Consider the following 18,740-nt stretch of genomic DNA (forward strand, 5'->3'; position numbering starts at 1 on the left):
CAGTGCTGTCACCGTAATTCAGAACTTGCCGCGGTCATCGCGATACTCGCGATCCGAGCCACAGTCCCGCAGCAGCGCCGACACCACTGAGCAGTACGCCCGAATATGAGAGCATGTCGCCGCCCCACAGCTCGGGAATCAACCCGCCCATCGTCGAGCCGATAAAGATACCGATCCAAATGGGCGATCGCATGTGTGCAGTGTACCCCACCCCTCTACCTTTATTTGACTTCCATCGGAGAGGCAAAACTATCCGGAATTAGGGACAGCGCGCTCAATTGACGTTGTCCGCCAAGCGTGGACCGACGTGGGCCCCAGCAGGCCGAATTGCGAATGGGGATTACGGTGTGACTGCACCCAATTGCACGCTCGGGATTACGGTCACGCTCGGCTAGCCGCTCCCGTCGCCAAGGCAAGGCGCGACCACGCGCGCGTGATCGTCCGCTATGGCCTGCCCGGCGAACAGGGCAACCGCATATGGGAGCGTTTCCCCAGTGGCCATCCTTCGAGACGCCCGCCGTTGGCGGGCCCTCAGGATGAGGACCGAATGTGCGGCCGTCCCCTTTTCCGAGCACCGATGCCGCTTAGCCTCATCCTGAGGAGACCGCTAAGCGGTCGTCTCGAAGGACGAGGCGCGCACTCAGGTCGTGCAAAATGCCATGCGCGATCGTCCTGCGCCGGCGAGATGGCCGGCCTGATGAACCGGGATGCAGCGTGACGCGACGAATGCCTGGAAACGAGGTCTTTCGCCGTGAACTGGTTCAAACGATATGTCGTCGGCTGCCCGATCGCGGTGCTGTTCTTCGCCGCAGTCGATAGCCTAGAGCATCCGGACCAGGGCATGCGCTATGGCGCCATCCTGCTGGCGTCTGCCGGCTGGCCTGTCGTCGCCGCGATGGTCGTGGGCAGCACCATCGGCGACGTCGTGCATGACGTCCGTCAAGGCAAGGCAGGATGAGCGGCCATGTTTGACGCCTTGTTCAGCCTGGTGTTCGACATCGTCCTCAGTGCGGTCGGGACCGCCATCGTCAAATTGTTCGGTGTGGACAACGCCGCCGAAGTCGCGACTGTCATCATCGGCATCGGCTTGATCGCGATTGGCTTCGTGGCCGCTGTGTGGGGGCACTGAAGCGGGACGTTTCGGCAAGGTGCATCCGCGAGCTACCGTGACGCCGGTCTGCGTCCCGTGATGGATCGGGACACGAAATCGCCGCCTGCAACTAGGCTGCGATCCGTTGCACGACCGGCGCCGCCGTCGTCAGCAGCTTCAGCACTTCGGCATGCTCGAGGTCGGGAACCGCAATCGCCGTGTGGCTGTAGGCCGCGTACGTGCGTGATTTCGCGATTTTGTCGAGGATTTCTTTGCCCTTGATGACGTGGAGGCCCATGCCGTCTCCGGACGGGAAGATCGCCAGCACCACGTCATAGGCGCCGATCACGGCCCTGAGCGCCTCGGCCTTGTCTTCGGCGACATCGACAAACACGCGAACATCGGCTGCGAGTTCACGCAGCTCGTCAAAATCCAGCACTGTGGGGTACTCCAACGCAACGATACTGAATGGAGAGTGGATGCGTTGGGTTACCAGAGTCTGAACAATGTCTGTCGAGTCACAAGTTTCACGACGAGGTGACGAAGCTACCTCACGGGAAGGTAGCTCACTGGCTCAGTCACTTCGCTAAGTCACTTGGCGTAGCCCTGGGAGCGGAGCCACGCGATCTTGCGATCTCCGTTCATCCAGTCGTCGGCATCCGCCTTGCTGGTGAAGCCTGAGATTTCGCGCTGTTCGTGGTCGGGGTAATCCGCCAGAATTTTCCACTCGCCGTCTGCAATCCGGACGGCTCTGAAGGTCACTTTTGTTTTTGCCATGCAGCATTATGCAGGAAAAGGTTCGAAAAGAGAACCCATATTGCAGTCATCGTGCTAACCCGCCTCCCGCCAGCGTATCGGAAGCACGCCATCCTCCCTGAAGCTGCCGAGGAAGCCGAATCGATCGGCGTCCGGATTGCGGCGGGCTTCGATCGTGTTGCCGAGGATCTGCACGACATCGCTCTTATCATAAGCCGGCCAGGAGGGCAGGCCGGGCCCATTGGGATCGCCGCGCATCGCGAAGTTCACCCAATAGTCCATCATGGTCGCTGAGAGGGCGCGGTCGGCTTCGGCCGGCGGCGTGGTGCTGCCGATCACCCGCTGCGGCGTCAGCGTACCGAACACGAAGGGGATCTCGGTGACGTGCGAGGCGATCGGCGTATAGGGCGAGGTGTAATTGAAGTGGTAGCCGTAGACGGGCGCGCGATCGCTTGCCTGATGCAGCCGCAGCCACTGCCAGCATTGCTCGCCAACGACCATGTCGCCGGTGAGCGCGGCGGCCGACGCTTTTGCTCGTGCGTCGGTGTTGGCGGTGTAAAGCCTCAGGAAGTCCGTCAGTCGCTCCTTGCCGAACATGTTTTCGGCGGCAGCACGAAAGGCTCGAGCGGAGTGCGCGGGGAGGGATTGCGACATGAAGGGGAATCCTTCCGCGCTGTTCCAGCCGGCCAGCAGCGGGATGTGCATCTGATCGCCGCGCGAGAAGCGGCGCGCGGGCACATCAGGCACGACGTGATGATCGATGCTCGGCGAGAACGCCTCGGTGACGTGGTCGCGCTCGAAATTCCAGAGAGCTGCCGCATTCAACTGCTCGGCCGGCATCGCGCGCAAGGCTCTGATCGACGCTTCGCCTTGCCGGCGCGTGAAGGCGAGGCCGCGCGCGCGAGCTTCGTCAAAACTCTGCAGCGGCCCGTGCCGGCCATCCCAGAATGCGCCGCTCTCGCCGATCGCTTTGTGGAATAGCCCGCGTGCGAGCGGCGACGCCATCAGAATCCCGACAGCCATGGCGCCGGCGGATTCGCCGAACAAAGTGATGTTATCGGGGTCACCGCCGAACGCGGCGATATTGGATTGCACCCAGCGGAGTGCTGCGAGTTGATCCTGCAGGCCGTAATTGCCGGATGGCGCGTCGGCATCGAGATCGGGATGGGCGAGAAAGCCGAGGACGCCGAGGCGATAATTGAAGCTGACGACGACGACACCCTTGGCCGCCAGCAGACTTCCGTCGGTGGCGGGATTGGCCGACGAGCCGAACTGAAAGCCGCCGCCGTGGATCCACACCATCACGGGCCGCTTCTCGTCAGCCTCTCTCGCGGCGGTCAAAACGTTGAGAGTGAGGCAATCCTCATCGCGCGGTCCCGGTCTCGGATCATTCTCGAGCGACGAGAGCGACGCCGGGCCGAAGGCCAGCGCATCGCGCTCGCCAATCCACGGCATCGGCGGCTGTGGCGCGCGCCAGCGCAGAGGTCCAACCGGCGGTGCTGCGTAGGGGATGCCTTTGAACGCAAGCACGCCGCCGGCATCGCGTGGCTCGCCGCGCACCAGGCCGGCTTGCGTGCGAATGGTTCGGCCCGGTTGGGCTGCTGTTGGGATGATCGAGCCATGCACGGTCGCGTCTCCTTATCTAAGGGCGACCTGAGATCTATCGACTTTGCAGGTGGATGAATTTATACATAATTGCATCCGATCGCTAAAAACCGTCAATGATCAGGCAAAAGCTCCAATACCCCTGGCTCGAGCTGGATGTGGATGACCGCGCCGCGCCGGTCATTGCCGTGCGCGTCGATGCCGACGGGACCAAAGGGGAGGTGCCTGATCACAGGCATCGCAAGGGACAGCTCGTGGTGTCGCTCGGCGGCGGCGTGATCTGTCGCGTTCCGAGCGGGCTGTGGATGGTGCCGCCGCATTGCGCGGTCTGGATTCCAAGCGACATGCCGCACAGCAATCGCGCGACTGCGAATGCAAATCTGTTCTTCGTCTACATCGAGGCGGAACTGGTCGGTCTGCCGGGTCGCTGCTGCACGATCTCGATCTCGCCGTTGCTGCGCGAATTGATCGTCGAGCTGTCCGATGGCGCGCAGCATGACGAGGCGAGGCGGGAGCGCCTGATCGGCGTGCTGCTCGGCGAGCTGCCGCTGATGCCCGTGCAGCAATTGCATCTGCCGCTCTCGCGCGAGCCGCGATTGAAGCGCATTGCGATCGCGTTGGCGGACAATCCCGCGGATCGGCGCACGCTGGCGCAATGGGCCGATCACGTCGCGCTCAGCGAGAGCAGTCTTGCGCGTCTCGTCGCGAAGGAGACGGGGCTGACGTTCGGACGCTGGCGTCAGCAACTGCATCTGATCGTCGCGATCAGGGAGCTTGCTGCAGGTGCGAGCGTGCAGCAGGTGTCCGCCGATCTCGGCTATGAATCAGTCACGGCCTTCATCACGATGTTCAGGAAGGCACTGGGAAAGTCGCCGGCCAAATATCTCAGCAGTGTGTCTCGGGAGACCTAGTCGCGCGCGGGCGCGGATGCATCCCGCAAGGTTGGCGAACTCTCTAGGGATGCTGCGGAATTCGATTTGTCGCCGCTGCAGACGCCAGGATCCGGCGGAAACATTACGGAACCGAGTTCGAACTGCTGCTTGCGTTTTCGGCCTCAATGGGTTCTAAGCCCGGCTGCTTCGTGGCCGACAGGCATGAACAGACGCGCGGCCCGCGTGGTTTTACCGCTTCCCGGACAAAGCTACGTCGCAGTTCGCGCGCACCCAATTCAGAGGAAGTCCAGACATGGCAAAGATGACCAAGACCCAATTGATCGATGCAATTGCGGAAGGCACGCAGCTTGCGAAGAACGACGTGAAGTCGGTCATCGAATACATGGCGACCGTCGGCTACAAGGAGCTCAACGAGTCCGGTGAGTTCGTCATTCCCGGTTTCGTGAAGATGTCGGTCGTCAACAAGCCTGCGACCGAAGCCCGCATGGGCGTCAATCCCTTCACCAAGGAGCCGATGCAGTTTGCTGCGAAGCCGGCGAGCAAGTCGGTCAAGGCCTCGCCGCTGAAGGTCGCCAAGGACTCGGTCTGATCCCAGTCGACAAAAAGGGGAAAACCCCGCCTGGGGGAAGCGGGGTTTTCTGATGGGGGTGAAGCCTGGGGGAAGCTTCATTTATTAGACGCGCCAGCGCTGAAAAAGTTCATCGCGCAGAGACAAGATCGTGCGCGGCGATCCCCGCAAAATCATCGCCCGATCTCCAAAAAGAAAAACCCCGCGCTTGCGCACGGGGCTCTCTTGCTGACGGCGTTGGGATTTCAGCGCCTGGCCGTCAGCGATCTGCCTAACTTAAGGTTGAAAATCCAAAAAGCAACAGCGCCGCGGTGACGGAGTATGTTCGTCCATCGCGGCGCCGGCATGCGACTGGGCGCTGAAATCCCCAGCCTCCATGGGTCCCCGGCGCGCCGAAAAGGTTCAACGCGACATCACAGGAAATTTCGCGCGAGGACTGGACTTGTTGTTCTCATTTTGTTCTAGTGAGTCACCCGCTTTGGAGGTGACTCATGACCGTCGAGAAACAGCGCGAAGTGATCCGGCTCTGGAACCAGCTCAGGAAGGTCGAGGGCCCGGCCGCAGAAGAACTCCGCATCCAGATCCTGGAATGCTTTTCGGAGAAGGGCAGCGCAGAGAAGGGCCATGCGAAGCGCGCGGCTTGAGTGATTTCGTCGCGCGGTCATCGTCGTCTCTGACGGTGCTTCGTTTCATCGATCGTTAGGAATCGTTTCGCACGGTTTTCCTCGACTCCGATTCGTTCTTTGGGAACGAAATGGAGTCGAAGCCCGAACAAAGCCGGTCGCTGGACGGCGACTAGCTGCAGTTCGTTGTCTCGACGCTTCCCATGCGCCGCGCTATCGTAGCAGGCCACGGCGGTCGCATCGATGAAGAACGGGCTCTACTCCATCCACATCCACATGCTCGACGGCGTGAAGGGCCGCGACAGCGGCGTGTTGATCTTGCGCGATGGCGTGCTGCTCGGCGGCGGACCGTACTTCTGGTCGCGCGGCTCCTACACAGTCGGCAACGGCACCTGGAAGGGCGAACTCGCCACCAACCAGCATTCGCCGTTCGCCGATCCGCTTGTCAGGCCGCTTTTCGCCGGCACCGAGGCGACCAGCGGTTTTTCGGGAACGTTCAGCGAGGAGGGGGCCGAGGTGTTCGGCACGGTGCTGGTTGCCGGCCATCGCAGCCTCGGTTTCCGCGCGTCGCTGAAGTGGCTGGCGGAGATCTGAGGCGCCTGCAAATTCCTAACGGAAGCTTGCAGCGATCGCGATAACCCTATTCGGTTAGGTTAAAAGCCCAATCGCGTTGCGCTTGCTGTGCGTTGGGATAGGTGTCTGGCAAAGACAACAAGAAAACCGATTTTTGCCAATGACCCCGTTTTTAGAACCGTCATTTTATCAGGGCGACCGCCAGACCTATCGACGCGTCGCCGTCGTAGGCCTGCTGTTCTGTCTCGCTTTCGTGGTGATCAGTTTTTCGCTGCGGCCGCAGGACGAAGACACGCGCGTCGCGGTCAAGGCCGACCGTCTGGTGCGCACGGCGGGACAGCCGCCGCACGCGAACTGAACTCCCGTCACTGTAGATCGTCCGCACCCGTCTGCTGACACGAGGAACCGCGCGTTGCGAGGGCGACGAAGCCGGCATAGCCGGAGATATTAAGCAGGATATCGAGCCACACCGGCATGTTGAGCCTCCTGGTATCCGAAGGCGAGATCAACACGCAGTCCGCGTGCCCGTTCCCCGCGCGCCTATAATGTGCCGCTCAAAGCGGCGAGGTGGGATCGAGCCGCCGGCCCAGCGCTGCAACCGACTGCGCCGAGGGCGAGTCCTTGAGGAACTCGGCAATGGCGCGGGCGAGCTCGCCGTCGCTCATCGGCGTCGGCGGTGGGCGCAGCGCGCCGACACCGAAGTTGCGGACGATCTCGTCGTAATGCTGCGCGTTGGATTTGGGAACAAGCCTGCGAATGCGGGCCAGCAAAGCGGATAGCGGCAATCTCTCCTCCTCGACCTCCGCCCCGTTGGCAGCGCTTGAGTTCTGCTGCCATTTTGTCTTTTGAAACTGAAAACCCCGCCAGCACCGCGGAGATGCTGACGGGGTCTTCGTGCTGTCGCCTCAACCCGGATGGCGGAGGCTTCCGCACTTGCAGGTCCAATCCGCTCCTCCCGATATCGTTCCCCTCGCGACGCGATTTTTTTCGCGGTGCGCGGTTCCACGTCCGGCGAACCATCGCGCGCCGGCGACGTTGTTTCCCGGATATGAAGGAGGAGATCATGAAGAAGACTCTCGCAGTTCTTGCCACCGTCGCAGCCGTCGGCGCGACCGCGGTCGCAGCACCTGCGCAGGCGCGCGGCATCGGCCCGGGTCTGGCGTTCGGTCTGGCCGCCGGTGCGATTACCGCAGGCGCCATCGCAGCGTCCCATCCGTATGGCTATTACGGTCCGGGCTACGGCTATTATGGCGGCCCCGCTTATTACAGCCCCGGCCCGTACGCCTATTACGGCGGCCCGTACTACCATCGCCACTACTACCGTCACTGGTAACGGCTGAGGAATCGAAAAGCCCGGAGCGATGCTCCGGGCTTTTTTCGTGGGCGCAGGGCTTGCGCGATAGCTCACGGCCAGAGCGAGGGCCGTTCCACCTTGCGGGCGTTCTCGAGCGTCGAGACGAAATACTCGTCGCGCTCGCGCTTGAATTTTTCCTGCGTGGCACGGAAGGCGGCGACACGGGCGGCGATCTCTTCGCGTTCGCGGATCTTTCGTTGTTCGTCTTCGGTCATGTCAAATCTCCCCACTTGAATATGTGTCCACTTCTGAACTCAAGCACTGCCGCCGCAATCACGTTGAGTCGCGTCAACATATGCATTGGCGCTTCTGATTGGGGCGTCAATGGGGAGGAGGCATTGCAGGATTGTGATAAGCGAAGGTCGGAAAAAATTGCCGCCCCATCGCCGCTCCCGACTTGCGCGGCGGTGGATAACAGCGTCAACAATCTTGTCGCTTGCAGATGTTGCAGCGAGCGCGACGGCAAATCAGGAGGCGGCGAGTGATTGCATCAGACCTTCAGAGCGGTGTTGAACGGCTCGGCGACATGATCGCAAGCGCCAAGATCATCGTGCCGTTCACCGGCGCCGGCATCTCGACCGAATGCGGCATCCCCGACTTCCGCTCGCCGGGTGGAATTTGGACCCGCAACCGTCCGATCCAGTTCGACGAGTTCGTCGCGAGCCAGGAGGCGCGCGATGAATCCTGGCGCCGGCGCTTTGCGATGGAGGAGGTCTTTGCCGCAGCGAAACCCGGACGCGGCCATCGCGCGCTCGCCTCGCTGCATCGCGCCGGCAAGATTCCCGCGGTCATCACCCAGAACATCGACAATCTGCATCAGGCCTCGGGCTTCGCCGCCGATCGCGTGATTGAACTTCACGGCAATACTACTTACGCGCGCTGCATCGGATGTGGGCAGGCCTACCAGCTCGACTGGGTGAAGCAGCGCTTCGATCGGGACGGCGCCGCGCCCAACTGCACCGCATGCGACGAGCCGGTCAAAACCGCAACGATCTCGTTCGGTCAGGCGATGCCCGAGGATGAAATGCAGCGCGCAACCGAGCTGTCGCAGGCCTGCGATCTCTTCGTCGCGATCGGTTCCTCGCTGGTGGTGTGGCCGGCAGCGGGCTTTCCGATGATGGCGAAGAACGCCGGTGCACGTTTGGTGATCATCAATCGCGAGCCGACCGAGCAGGACGACATAGCCGACCTCGTCATTCGTCACGACATCGGCGAAGCACTCGGGCCCTTTGTCGGGAATTGAGGCATCAATTTGATTCGCGCCTGTGCAAGCTGTTCATAGGTTCCGGCGAATCTCTTTTTTGTCTATGCCTCGCAACCGGGAGTGTTATCTTTTGATTCGAAAGATTCGCGTCGATTGAGAAGATTCTCTGAAGGTTCTCTAAAGACGCGTGATTCGACGCCGCCATTGAGGCGGGTTGCATGGCATGTGTGGGGTCCGGGGTTATGGGGTCGTCGGACGGATTTGAGTCCAAGAAGCTGGGAGTTCCCGCAGCCGGCGAGCACGGCGGCGGTCGCGACAGCGCGCTCAGTCCCTTCACCGGGTTAGGTGAGGGCAGCGCCAACCTCGTCGAGGTTCATGGCGTCATCAAATGGTTTGACGCCTCAAAGGGCTACGGCTTCATCGTTCCCGACAATGGATGGCCCGACGTGCTCCTGCACGTTACCGTGCTTAGGCGCGACGGCTTCCAGACCGCGTACGAGGGCGCCCGGATCGTTGTCGAGTGCATCCAGCGCGCCAAGGGCTATCAGGCCTTCCGCGTCGTCTCGATGGACGAATCGACCGCGATCCATCCCGCGCAGATGCTGCCGCCGCGCACCCACGTCACGGTGACCGCGACCAGCGGGCTCGAGCGGGCCCAGGTGAAATGGTTCAACCGGCTGCGCGGCTTCGGCTTCCTGACCTGCGGCGAGGGCACCCCCGACATCTTCGTGCACATGGAGACGCTGCGCCGCTTCGGCATGACCGAGCTGCGGCCGGGTCAGTACGTGCTGGTCCGCTTTGGGCCGGGCTCCAAGGGCATGATGGCCGCCGAGATCCATCCCGAGACCGGATCGCCGGGTCTCCAGTCGCACTAGCGGCTTCCCATTTTCGTATTCGTGAGCAGACGCGCGCGGCCCCGGGGTCGCGCGCTTCTGGCTTTTGTCACGATCGCCGCGTATGGATTGTCGCAGTCCCACGCCTTTGCGCCCGTCCCGAGTGCCATCCCATGAAGCTTGATCGAAACATTGTCTGGTCCCTCGCCAGGGGCTGGCTTGCCGCCGTTCTCGTCGTTGTCGGCTTTGCCGTCGCAAGTGCGCCCGCCGGAGCCGCCAGCTTCCAGCCGCTCGAGATCGTCACCAAGAACGGCGTGCAGGTGTTCTCGGTGGAGATCGCGACCACGGACGAGGAGAAGCAGACCGGGCTGATGTACCGCAAGGAATTGGCCGACGGCAAAGGCATGCTGTTCGACTTCAATCCCGAACAGGAAGTCTCGATGTGGATGAAGAACACCTATGTCTCGCTCGACATGATCTTCATTCGTGCCGACGGGCGCATCCTGCGCATCGCAGAGAATACCGAGCCGCTCTCGACCAAAATCATTTCGTCGGGAGGTCCCGCCCGGGCCGTCCTCGAGGTGGTGGCGGGAACAGCGCAGAAATACGGCATCCGTCCCGGCGACCGCGTCGGCCACCCCCTGTTCGGCAGCAAATAGGTCCGGAAATGGGAGCTGGCGGCGGGGCGATTGCCGCCTTGCTGGCGCCTCCCGAAGCGTGTATCGACGGGGCTCGCCGGACATTCGGGGTATAGCGCAGCCTGGTAGCGCGGCAGTTTTGGGTACTGCAGGTCGTTGGTTCGAATCCAGCTGCCCCGACCAGTCCCGGGCTTGGACCCTCTTCATCCCCTAGAGATCTAAAAGCGCGGATGTCCGTACGCCGCCGCTGGCATTGGTCCGGCGGCCTGAGCATTACCGCGACAACTCGTCCACGACACAACCTCCGCGTCAGCCTCGCGTGATTTACCTCTGCGCGGGCAATGGGGAATGTTCGGACATGTTCAAAACTCTCTGGGTCGTGGCGCTTCTCGCTCTGGCTGCGACGACCGCATCTGCGGCTGATTATGCGCTGCAGGCGCCTCCGCTGGCGCCGCTCACCTTCAACTGGACCGGCTGCTACATCGGAGGTCATCTCGGCGGCGGTGCAAGCGAAGATCGCACGACGGTTGATTTCGGCGCGGCCGGCTTTATCGGCGGCGGGCAGGCTGGCTGCGACCATCAATTCGCATCGAACTGGGTGGTCGGCGCCGAAGGCCGGGCCGCATGGTCGAGCCTTTCGAGCCAACACGCCAGCAATGTCAGATTTCCTGCGCTCGGCAACCTCGTGGTGCCATCGCAGTTCGGCCTCAAGAACGATTTTCTCGCCTCGGTCACCGCACGGTTCGGCTACGCCTATGGCTCAGGCTGGCTGTTCTATGGGCGAGGTGGCGTCGCCTGGACTCACGAGAAGATCGATGATGCGTATATCAGTCCGGCCACTGGTTTTGCGGTCGATCCAAGCGCATCCGTCATGCGGACCGGCTGGACATTGGGTGCGGGTGTGGAATGGGCGTTTGCGTCAAGCTGGTCGGCCAACGTCGAATACAATTACCACGACTTCGGCACGAAGGGCCCGATACAGCTGATCAGCCCGGTCGAAGGCATCACCGTGGCCCATCTCAAGGACACGATCCATGCCGCGACGATCGGCCTGAACTACCACTACTGATGTGATCGGAAGCGGCCGGCATATTGCAGCCGGCCAGCTCAGGGGTCAGGACAGCAGCCACTCGCCCAGGCGCCAGGCCAGCCAGCCCAGCGCGCAGATCCATCCCACCATCGCGATCGCCGCGATCCCAAGCCCGCACAGTGCAAACAGCGACGTCCGGGGCTCCTCTGCCTCGGACAGTTTCTCGGTCGTCTCAACTTGGCTCACAGCATCCCCTTGGCCGACGGCCTGCTGTTCATTGGTCTCCGTTCGCTCGCGAAAATTCACCGGCCGCGCTCCAACTCACACGGACGTGAGACCATCCGGCCGTCCATGCCGGCGCGCTTACGTCCGCACCGGACAGTCGGGAAGCTCATGCAACTCGTTGCAGCAAAATAGGTTGCTGCTGTTCGGCCGGAAATCGATGTCGATCGGCGGGTACCCTTCTCGATGCACATGGGCACGCACACCTTTTGCGAGTGTGCCTCCCGGGTAACACCTCGAATCTGGAAAGAGTGGTAGTTTTTCCGCAACCATTCTTGGGGGACATCATTCAATGAAAAAATTGCCACTCGCGATCGCCATTCTGGCGATGAGCGCCAGCAGCGCGCTCTCTGCCGATCTTGCCGCGCGTCCGTACACCAAGGCGCCGCCGATGATCGCAGCGATATACGACTGGAGCGGCTTCTACATCGGTATCAACGGCGGCGGCGGTTCCGCGCACACCTGCTGGGACCTCGTGTTCCCCGGCGGCTCCATCCCCCAGGGGTGTCACAATTCCACCGGCGGCACCGTCGGCGGCCAGGTCGGCTATCGCTGGCAATCAGCCAATTGGGTCTTCGGTCTCGAAGGGCAGGGCAACTGGGCCGACTTCTCCGGCAGCAACATCACGCCGGTCGGTGGCAATCCCTTCGGTGGCGGAAGCATCCGGACCCGGATCGATGCGTTCGGGCTGATCACCGGCCAGGTTGGCTATGCCTGGAACAACGTCCTTGCCTACGTTAAGGGCGGCGCTGCGGTTGTGAGCGACAAATACGATGTGTTCTTCGCCGGTGCCGTGGCCGATACCGGCAAGGAGACGCGCTGGGGTGGCACGGTTGGTGCTGGCCTCGAGTTTGGCTTTGCGCCGAACTGGTCGGTGGGCGTCGAATACGACCACATCTTCCTGAACAGCAAGGACACCACGCTGGCGGCAGTCCCGGCCGGCGCTGCGAGCACCATTCATGTTCGCCAGGACGTCGACATGGGCCTGGTGCGCCTTAACTATCGCTTCGGCGGCCCGTTGATCGCGAAGTACTGAGGCGCGCGGGGCGGCGGTTTGAACGGCGGCCGCCCCGACCATCAGTTCCTGTTTCCTCGCACTGAAATTTCGTCGCGATCCTGACGCCTGAATTTGGCGCCTGCCGCGTTGAAGGGGAGAGCAGGCGCTCAAGCGGCGCCGCACTCAGCTTTCTTCAGGCGAGGTTCTCATGTCGATCAGTGCGATTGCTTCATCTTCCGCGGCGGTGACGGCAACGCCGTCAACATCAGCGAATTCGTCCTCGGCGGCTTCGTCGACGTCGGCAACATCATCGACGTCTGCGACGTCGTCGACATCAGCGGCCTCGTCGACGTCTGCGACGTCGTCCGCGCAATCGGCGGGCGGAAGCTCAGGCTCGGGCGGCAGCGGCGGCTCGTCCAAGACGGTCGTCAGCGAGGTCTCGACCACCGTGAACGGGATGACGACGACGACGATCACCTATTCCGATGGGACGACCGAGGTGGAGACAACCCCCGCCAGCTCGCAGGCCAGCCAGGGCAACCAGCCGGGACAGACCTACAATTCGCAAGGTGCGCTGAGCTCCAGTGCCAACGCGAACAGCGCGTCGGCCGCGAGCAGCGGGGTCTGAACGCTGATCAATCACTGACCGGAGGGCGCGTTCAAACGCGACGCCGAACCCCTCAGCGTTTGTTCTTTGATGGACGCGATCTCTGTGCGATTTTTGCTGGAGTTAAAACAGGTTATCCCGCGCAGAATTACCAAAGCTTCATCGAACCTTTGGCCGTCACCACAGACATAACAGTGTTGGGGATTTCAGCGCCCAATGTCTAAACGGACGCCGCCAAGCGATGATATTCCGCTTGCGCGGCGTTGCGCTTTTGAGGGCTCAGCCCGAGGCATACCAGCCGGCCGGAAACGGGATCAGCGGCCAGACCGGATAATTGTCGTTGGCAGCCCTCGTCGACCTCTCGTGGGGCGGCCTGGCAACGGGTATCGCGGGCGATGAAACCATCGCCAGATGCAAATGCGCAAATTGCAAATTCATGATCATCGACCTGCAGTCAGTCGTTTGAAAAATTCAGCTTGAAATCAACCAGGCGCGCTTTCGGAAACGGCGCACTCATTCTCAAATCGCGCATGCATCTTAGAAAAGATAGGCAGGCGTTTCAACCGGCAAGGCGGCGGTCTGTGGGCAAGTGTGGGCCAGGTAAGGTTGATCGGTTAGGTTAAGCACGAGCCGTCGTTGCGGCGGTTTTGAAGGCTGGTATCAAACCGGTCCCGGCACGCGACGATGCCGCATCTGCGGCTCACACGAGATCACATTCGTCGCGGCGTTTCGTTTCGCGCGAGTTGTCCGCCATGACTTTCGATCTCACCTCCAAAACACTTCGCCAACGGTCGAACTGGACCGAGATCTGGCACCTCTGGACCGTGATCGTGCCGCGCCGCTCAATCAACGGGCAACTCGTCTACGGCAAGGTCTGGCGCCGTCACGACGGCCGTGACTGGATCTACAAGAAGTTCACCGAATACGACGGCGAGGCGGCGGCCTGAGGCTTCCGCCGCCGCGTGTCTCAGGCGGCCTTTTTCAAGCAGCCTTTTTCAAGCTGCTTTGGCCGCCGGGGTAGCCGCGGGCTTCGCCGGCGGCGGTTTCAGCGGCTTGTCCTGCCGCTTCGACCACGAGATGTAATAGGCGACCGTCGTCATGATCGCGATGCCAGCGATGGAGACGAAGAGCTGCGCGAACAGCGAACCCGAGCTCATCGACAACTCGAAATGGCCGACGAAGGACAGGAACACGCCGACGCAGAACACGGCGAGCGATTGCTGGCCGCAGACGATCACCGGATCGAAGATCTTCCACTCCAGGCCCGGCCACTCCTTCGGCACGAAGCGGATCACCAGGATCACGATCACGACGAAGTGGATGAAGCGGTAGGGCGCGAGGTTGGTCTTGTCGTTCGGATTGAACGTCGAGAACAGCCATTCCGGGAACATGCCTCCGAGGGTGGGGAAGCGGCCGGCCATGGTCATGATCAGCGCGAACGCGAGATAGCCAAGACAAAGCCACAACGTGATCGGCGAGTTGATCAGCTTGCCCGAGCGGCGCGCGCCGCCCATCGCGCACCAGGCGCCGAACACGAACAGCACCTGCCAGCAATACGGGTTGAAGTACCACTGGCCGGCCGGGTAGGCGTTCAGGTTCAGGCTGAAGTGACGCGCCGTCAGCCACAGGATGATGGAGAGCACCATCGTCAGGTCGGGCTTGCGCAGCATGAACCACAGCACCGGCGGAAACAGGCCCATCAGCACGATGTAGAGCGGCAGCACGTCGAGATTGAGCGGCTTGAAGCGCAGGAACAGGCCCTGGCGCAGCGTCTCGGTGGCGTTGTCGACGAGGCCTGCGACGTTGAACTCGTTGATCATCTCGGAATCGCCGAAGCGCAGCGCCAGATAGCTGATCGAGGCGATGTAGATCACGAACAGGATGATGTGGGCGACATAGAGCTGCCAGACCCGCTTGGTGAGACGGGTGGCGCCGACGATGAAGCCGCGCTCCAGCATCATGCGGGCATAGACGAACGAGGCCGTATAGCCGGAGATGAAGACGAACAGGTCGGCGGCGTCGGAAAAGCCGTAATTGCGCGTCGTGATCCAGTTCACGACGTTGTCGGGGATGTGGTCGAGGAAGATCGCCCAGTTGGCGATGCCGCGAAACAGGTCGAGCCTGAGGTCACGGCCCTTCTCGGGCAGCGTGGCGTTGATGTTCAGGAAGGCCATGCGACGGGAGCTCTCGAAGGGGACGGATACGCTGATGTCGGCGAGGCAGATGTTGGCAAGATTTGGCCGCCGGGCGGGATTCCCGGGCGGACGGCGGGTACGCAATTGTCACAGTGCAGCATAATGACTATACCCGTCGGTGAGGGACCCGGGGGCCCGGAATCACCGATCAGTTCCCGAAAGGTGTCTCTATACTATGCCCGCGGTTTCCACCAATCGCTACCGTGACGCATTAAAATCGAACGAAAAGACCAAGAGGCCGGACCGCCAATGACCGCACGCATTTTCAAGCCCGCCAAGAACGCGATGCAATCCGGCCGGTCCAAGACCAAGGAATGGCAGCTCGATTACGAGCCGGAGCAGCCGCGTGCGGTCGAGCCGCTGATGGGCTGGACCTCGTCCGGCGACATGAAGCAGCAGATCACGCTGCACTTCCACACCAAGGACGAGGCGATCGCCTATTGCGAGCGCAAGGGCATCGCCTACCAGGTGATCGAGCCGAAGGAATCGCTGCACCGCCAGGTCGCGTATGCCGACAACTTCTCCTTCCGTCGCGGCGAGCCCTGGACGCACTGAGGCTTAACGTCGTCCGTCCCCGCGGAGAGCCCTTGGCACCCATTCCGCCGCATGCTTCGCTGGTCCGCGTGAGGGGACCATGACGAGGTGGGGGGATGGCCGGGCGTGACCAGCTCGACGGCGTCGATCTGAAGATCTTATCCGAGCTGCAGCAGGACGGGCGGGTTCGCAATAACGAACTGGCGCTGCGCGTCGGCGTGTCTGCGCCGAACTGTCTGCGGCGGCTCAAATCGCTGTTCAGCCGCGGCGTGATCCGCGCGGTGCGTGCCGTCATCGACGAGCGATTGCTCGGCTATGAGGTGATGTCGTTCGTCTCGATCCAGCTTGGCAGCCAGGCCCAGCCGGTGCTGGAGGCGTTCGAGGGATCGATCGCTGCGATCCCGCGCATCCAGCAGTGCTGGCGCATTTCGGGCGAAACCGACTATCTCCTGAAATGCGTCGCGCCGAGCGTCGAGAGCATGCGCCAGCAGCTGCTGCATTTTGCCGCCATGCCGAACGTGAAGAACGTGCGCAGCTTTCCGGTGCTGGGTGTCGCGAAGGACGTGCCGCTGCCGCTGCAGGAGATCGCGGCTGCGGTGCCGGCAGGATAGGACGGCGACTGCGCCCTTCAGCGATACCGGCCGCGAAATTCGCGCGGCGAGGCGCCGGTCCAGCTGCGGAAAGCCCGCGAAAAACTCTTTTCGTTGCGGAAACCGGCGATCTCCGCGATCCGCTTGATCGGCGTGCGGCCGCGCATCAGCTCCTGCTTGGCGAGCTCGAGCTTGGCTTCCTCCTTGAGGTCGCGCAGCGAGGTGGCTTCCTCGCGGAGCCGCCTGTGCATGGTGCGGGTGGAGAGCGCGAGCTCGCTTGCGACATCCTCCGCGCCGAGAATGCGTCCGCGCGCCGCGCGGAGCACGCGCCTGACACGCTCGACCAGCAAACGGTCGCGGCGATAGGGCAGCACGGTCAGCCGCAGCGCGCCCTTGAGCATGCTGTCGAGGTCGGCGGCGCTGCGGGTTAGCGGCAGCGAGAGATAATGCTTGTCGAAGACGATGCGGGCACCGTCAGCATCGAAGCGGAATTGTTTGCAGAAGATGGTCGGATAGACCGAGACGTGTCCGGGCTCGGAATAGGGAAACTCCGCCGCACGCAGCGCGATCGCGGAATCCACCGCCCAGCAGGAGAAGCCGAGCACATAGCGGAGCAGGGTGACGAGGCAGAATTCGCGCAAGGGTCCGAGATCGCGCTGCTCGCGAAGGGAAATGGTCGCGGTCTCGCCGCTGACCGCAAGTTCGAACAGCACGTCCTCTGTCAGCAGGCGATGATGCCGGCACCACCGCTTCAGCGCGACCTCGAGAGTGGGCGCGGTGATCGAAGCGCGGCACAGCATGCCGTAAGTGCCCCAAGGCAGCTTCCGCGAGAACCAGCCGAGCGCCTCGTCGTCGAGCTCGCGCATGGCGTGGCCCGCCAACGCCTCGAATTGCGCCGCGGTGACCCGCCCGTCGGTCGATCCGATGAGGTCGGACAGGACCTGCCCCTTGCTCAGGGCCTCGGCCGGATCCCGCCCATAGCGGGCATAGGCCGCGACCACGCCGCGGACAAAGGCGGCGGGGGTCATGGCGCGGCGGGGCGTCGCGGTTGCGGCCTGAAAGGGCATCGGGAGTCCTTTGGAAAATCCTCGCCAAACTTGGCGGAAAATGCAACCTTTTCGACCGCCACGGCGCCCGGGCGAGGGTAGGTTCGGGGCCGATAAGAAATCCGGAGGGAATCGCCTTGAACATCCCGAGCATCGACTTCGATCTGGGCGAGGACATCAGCATGCTGCGCGACACCGTGCGCGCCTTTGTCGAGGCGGAGGTGGCGCCGCGCGCGGCGGAGATCGAAAAAGCAAACCTGTTCCCGGCCGATCTCTGGAAGCGCTTTGGCGATCTCGGCCTGCTCGGCATGACCGCGCCGGAGCAATACGGCGGCTCCAACATGGGCTATCTCGCCCATATCGTCGCCATGGAGGAGATTTCGCGCGGCTCGGCCGCGGTCGGGCTGTCCTACGGCGCGCACTCCAACCTCTGTGTCAACCAGATCCGCCGCAATGGCAATGACGCGCAGCGGCAGCGCTATCTGCCGAAGTTGATCTCAGGCGAGCATATCGGCGCGCTCGCGATGTCCGAGTCCGGTGCCGGATCGGACGTGGTCTCGATGAAGTTGCGAGCCGACAAGCGCGGCGACCGCTACGTCCTCAACGGCTCTAAGATGTGGATCACCAGCGGCGGCGATGCCGACGTACTGGTCGTCTACGCCAAGACCGATCCGGACGCCGGCCCGCGTGGCATGACCGCCTTCCTGATCGAGAAAGGCTTCAAGGGTTTCACCCACGGCCAGCATCTGGACAAGCTCGGCATGCGCGGCTCCAATACCTATCCGCTGTTCTTCGACGACTGCGAGGTGCCTGAGGAGAACGTGCTCGCCGGCGTGGGCGAGGGCGTCAAGGTGCTGATGTCAGGCCTCGACTATGAGCGCGCGGTGCTCTCCGGCGGCCCGCTCGGGATCATGGCGGCCTGCATGGACGCGGTGGTGCCCTACATGCATGAACGAAAACAGTTCGGCCAGCCGATCGGCGATTTCCAGCTGATGCAGGGCAAGCTCGCCGACATGTATTCGACCTGGCAGGCCACGCGCGCCTATGTCTACGCCGTGGGAAAGGCCTGCGACCGCGCCAATCACGCGCGCAGCTTGCGCAAGGACGCCGCGGCCGCGATCCTCTATTCCGCCGAGAAGGCGACGTGGATGGCGGGCGAGGCGATCCAGGCGCTGGGCGGCGTCGGCTACACATCCGAGTTTCCGGTCGGCCGGCTCTGGCGCGATGCCAAGCTCTACGAGATCGGCGCGGGCACGTCCGAAGTGCGCCGCATGCTGATCGGCCGCGAGCTGATGGCGGAAACGGCCTAAATCCTCCACGCA

26 protein-coding genes and 1 tRNA gene are annotated in these 18,740 nt (G+C 62.6%); 18 read left to right on the forward strand and 9 right to left on the reverse strand.

What is annotated here, in order from left to right; all coding sequences use genetic code 11:
* The first annotated feature begins 751 nt into the window (after positions 1-751).
* Complete coding sequence (locus tag FXB40_RS02395) at positions 752-958, forward strand: hypothetical protein (protein WP_148770624.1); 207 nt, start codon at positions 752-754, stop codon at positions 956-958.
* Positions 959-964: 6 nt separating this feature from the next.
* A complete protein-coding gene (locus tag FXB40_RS47590) occupies positions 965-1,129 on the forward strand; it encodes a hypothetical protein (protein ID WP_187436606.1) in 165 nt (54 codons plus the stop codon).
* A 91-nt stretch (positions 1,130-1,220) separates the two neighbouring features.
* Here the strand turns inward: FXB40_RS47590 and FXB40_RS02400 are convergent, their stop codons facing one another.
* From FXB40_RS02400 to FXB40_RS02410, 3 genes are all read right to left on the reverse strand, one after another.
* Positions 1,221-1,529 carry a hypothetical protein gene (locus FXB40_RS02400; protein WP_148770625.1) on the reverse strand — a complete coding sequence of 103 codons (309 nt, stop codon included), beginning with the start codon at positions 1,527-1,529 and terminating at the stop codon, positions 1,221-1,223.
* Positions 1,530-1,681: 152 nt separating this feature from the next.
* Positions 1,682-1,867 carry a hypothetical protein gene (locus FXB40_RS02405; RefSeq protein ID WP_148770626.1) on the reverse strand — a complete coding sequence of 62 codons (186 nt, stop codon included), beginning with the start codon at positions 1,865-1,867 and terminating at the stop codon, positions 1,682-1,684.
* Positions 1,868-1,921: 54 nt separating this feature from the next.
* On the reverse strand, positions 1,922-3,472 hold the full coding sequence (locus FXB40_RS02410) for a carboxylesterase/lipase family protein (RefSeq protein ID WP_148770627.1): 1,551 nt from the start codon (positions 3,470-3,472) through the stop codon (positions 1,922-1,924).
* Positions 3,473-3,570: 98 nt separating this feature from the next.
* On the opposite strand from FXB40_RS02410, the gene FXB40_RS02415 reads away from it, so the two are divergent.
* The 5 genes from FXB40_RS02415 (at position 3,571) to FXB40_RS02430 (ending at position 6,466) form a co-directional block, all read left to right on the forward strand.
* On the forward strand, positions 3,571-4,362 hold the full coding sequence (locus FXB40_RS02415; RefSeq protein ID WP_148770743.1) for an AraC family transcriptional regulator: 792 nt from the start codon (positions 3,571-3,573) through the stop codon (positions 4,360-4,362).
* Between the two features lie 274 nt (positions 4,363-4,636).
* Positions 4,637-4,933: an HU family DNA-binding protein gene (locus FXB40_RS02420; RefSeq protein ID WP_027531020.1), complete on the forward strand. Its 297-nt coding sequence runs from the start codon at positions 4,637-4,639 to the stop codon at positions 4,931-4,933.
* 470 nt (positions 4,934-5,403) lie between these two features.
* Positions 5,404-5,556 (forward strand): hypothetical protein, encoded by a 153-nt coding sequence (locus tag FXB40_RS47595; RefSeq protein ID WP_187436607.1) that lies wholly within the window; start codon positions 5,404-5,406, stop codon positions 5,554-5,556.
* A 222-nt stretch (positions 5,557-5,778) separates the two neighbouring features.
* Positions 5,779-6,129 carry a GrlR family regulatory protein gene (locus FXB40_RS02425; protein WP_148770628.1) on the forward strand — a complete coding sequence of 117 codons (351 nt, stop codon included), beginning with the start codon at positions 5,779-5,781 and terminating at the stop codon, positions 6,127-6,129.
* Positions 6,130-6,268: 139 nt separating this feature from the next.
* Complete coding sequence (locus tag FXB40_RS02430) at positions 6,269-6,466, forward strand: hypothetical protein (RefSeq protein ID WP_148770629.1); 198 nt, start codon at positions 6,269-6,271, stop codon at positions 6,464-6,466.
* Between the two features lie 196 nt (positions 6,467-6,662).
* Here FXB40_RS02430 and FXB40_RS02435 read toward each other — a convergent pair whose 3' ends face one another.
* The gene (locus FXB40_RS02435; protein WP_148770630.1) at positions 6,663-6,893 is read right to left on the reverse strand and encodes a hypothetical protein; all 231 of its coding nucleotides are present in this window, start codon (positions 6,891-6,893) and stop codon (positions 6,663-6,665) included.
* Between the two features lie 278 nt (positions 6,894-7,171).
* On the opposite strand from FXB40_RS02435, the gene FXB40_RS02440 reads away from it, so the two are divergent.
* The gene (locus FXB40_RS02440) at positions 7,172-7,441 is read left to right on the forward strand and encodes a hypothetical protein (RefSeq protein ID WP_148770631.1); all 270 of its coding nucleotides are present in this window, start codon (positions 7,172-7,174) and stop codon (positions 7,439-7,441) included.
* A 71-nt stretch (positions 7,442-7,512) separates the two neighbouring features.
* Here the strand turns inward: FXB40_RS02440 and FXB40_RS47600 are convergent, their stop codons facing one another.
* Positions 7,513-7,677 carry a hypothetical protein gene (locus tag FXB40_RS47600; RefSeq protein WP_164988584.1) on the reverse strand — a complete coding sequence of 55 codons (165 nt, stop codon included), beginning with the start codon at positions 7,675-7,677 and terminating at the stop codon, positions 7,513-7,515.
* A gap of 266 nt (positions 7,678-7,943) precedes the next feature.
* Between FXB40_RS47600 and FXB40_RS02445 the strand changes: the two genes are divergently transcribed.
* The 5 genes from FXB40_RS02445 to FXB40_RS02465 all read left to right on the forward strand — a co-directional run bounded on the left by FXB40_RS02445 (position 7,944) and on the right by FXB40_RS02465 (position 11,206).
* Positions 7,944-8,705 carry an SIR2 family NAD-dependent protein deacylase gene (locus FXB40_RS02445; RefSeq protein WP_187436608.1) on the forward strand — a complete coding sequence of 254 codons (762 nt, stop codon included), beginning with the start codon at positions 7,944-7,946 and terminating at the stop codon, positions 8,703-8,705.
* A 203-nt stretch (positions 8,706-8,908) separates the two neighbouring features.
* A complete protein-coding gene (locus tag FXB40_RS02450; protein WP_187436609.1) occupies positions 8,909-9,541 on the forward strand; it encodes a cold-shock protein in 633 nt (210 codons plus the stop codon).
* Positions 9,542-9,672: 131 nt separating this feature from the next.
* Positions 9,673-10,158 carry a DUF192 domain-containing protein gene (locus FXB40_RS02455; RefSeq protein ID WP_148770632.1) on the forward strand — a complete coding sequence of 162 codons (486 nt, stop codon included), beginning with the start codon at positions 9,673-9,675 and terminating at the stop codon, positions 10,156-10,158.
* An 85-nt stretch (positions 10,159-10,243) separates the two neighbouring features.
* Positions 10,244-10,320 (forward strand) — tRNA-Pro (locus FXB40_RS02460).
* Positions 10,321-10,495: 175 nt separating this feature from the next.
* Complete coding sequence (locus tag FXB40_RS02465) at positions 10,496-11,206, forward strand: outer membrane protein (RefSeq protein WP_148770633.1); 711 nt, start codon at positions 10,496-10,498, stop codon at positions 11,204-11,206.
* Positions 11,207-11,251: 45 nt separating this feature from the next.
* On the opposite strand, the gene FXB40_RS02470 is transcribed toward FXB40_RS02465, so the two are convergent.
* Entirely contained in the window at positions 11,252-11,473 is a 222-nt protein-coding gene (locus FXB40_RS02470; protein WP_148770634.1) for an RNA-binding protein, read from the reverse strand.
* A gap of 268 nt (positions 11,474-11,741) precedes the next feature.
* Here FXB40_RS02470 and FXB40_RS02475 point away from each other — a divergent pair, with 268 nt between their 5' ends.
* On the forward strand, positions 11,742-12,485 hold the full coding sequence (locus FXB40_RS02475; protein WP_148770635.1) for an outer membrane protein: 744 nt from the start codon (positions 11,742-11,744) through the stop codon (positions 12,483-12,485).
* A 144-nt stretch (positions 12,486-12,629) separates the two neighbouring features.
* Here FXB40_RS02475 and FXB40_RS47605 read toward each other — a convergent pair whose 3' ends face one another.
* Entirely contained in the window at positions 12,630-12,923 is a 294-nt protein-coding gene (locus FXB40_RS47605) for a hypothetical protein (RefSeq protein ID WP_187436610.1), read from the reverse strand.
* Positions 12,924-13,805: 882 nt separating this feature from the next.
* Between FXB40_RS47605 and FXB40_RS02485 the strand changes: the two genes are divergently transcribed.
* Positions 13,806-14,000 (forward strand): hypothetical protein, encoded by a 195-nt coding sequence (locus tag FXB40_RS02485; protein ID WP_148770637.1) that lies wholly within the window; start codon positions 13,806-13,808, stop codon positions 13,998-14,000.
* Positions 14,001-14,048: 48 nt separating this feature from the next.
* On the opposite strand, the gene FXB40_RS02490 is transcribed toward FXB40_RS02485, so the two are convergent.
* A complete protein-coding gene (locus FXB40_RS02490; protein ID WP_148770638.1) occupies positions 14,049-15,227 on the reverse strand; it encodes an OpgC domain-containing protein in 1,179 nt (392 codons plus the stop codon).
* A 270-nt stretch (positions 15,228-15,497) separates the two neighbouring features.
* Here FXB40_RS02490 and FXB40_RS02495 point away from each other — a divergent pair, with 270 nt between their 5' ends.
* Together FXB40_RS02495 and FXB40_RS02500 are read left to right on the forward strand one after the other, a co-directional pair.
* Positions 15,498-15,803 (forward strand): ETC complex I subunit, encoded by a 306-nt coding sequence (locus tag FXB40_RS02495; protein ID WP_148770639.1) that lies wholly within the window; start codon positions 15,498-15,500, stop codon positions 15,801-15,803.
* Between the two features lie 95 nt (positions 15,804-15,898).
* Entirely contained in the window at positions 15,899-16,393 is a 495-nt protein-coding gene (locus tag FXB40_RS02500; RefSeq protein WP_148770640.1) for an Lrp/AsnC family transcriptional regulator, read from the forward strand.
* A 17-nt stretch (positions 16,394-16,410) separates the two neighbouring features.
* On the opposite strand, the gene FXB40_RS02505 is transcribed toward FXB40_RS02500, so the two are convergent.
* On the reverse strand, positions 16,411-17,439 hold the full coding sequence (locus FXB40_RS02505; protein WP_148770641.1) for an AraC family transcriptional regulator: 1,029 nt from the start codon (positions 17,437-17,439) through the stop codon (positions 16,411-16,413).
* 161 nt (positions 17,440-17,600) lie between these two features.
* On the opposite strand from FXB40_RS02505, the gene FXB40_RS02510 reads away from it, so the two are divergent.
* Positions 17,601-18,728, forward strand: a complete 1,128-nt coding sequence (locus tag FXB40_RS02510) for an isovaleryl-CoA dehydrogenase (protein ID WP_148770746.1) — start codon at positions 17,601-17,603, stop codon at positions 18,726-18,728.
* The last annotated feature ends 12 nt before the right edge of the window (positions 18,729-18,740 follow it).

The organism is Bradyrhizobium rifense (assembly GCF_008123425.1).
GTDB lineage: Bacteria > Pseudomonadota > Alphaproteobacteria > Rhizobiales > Xanthobacteraceae > Bradyrhizobium > Bradyrhizobium rifense.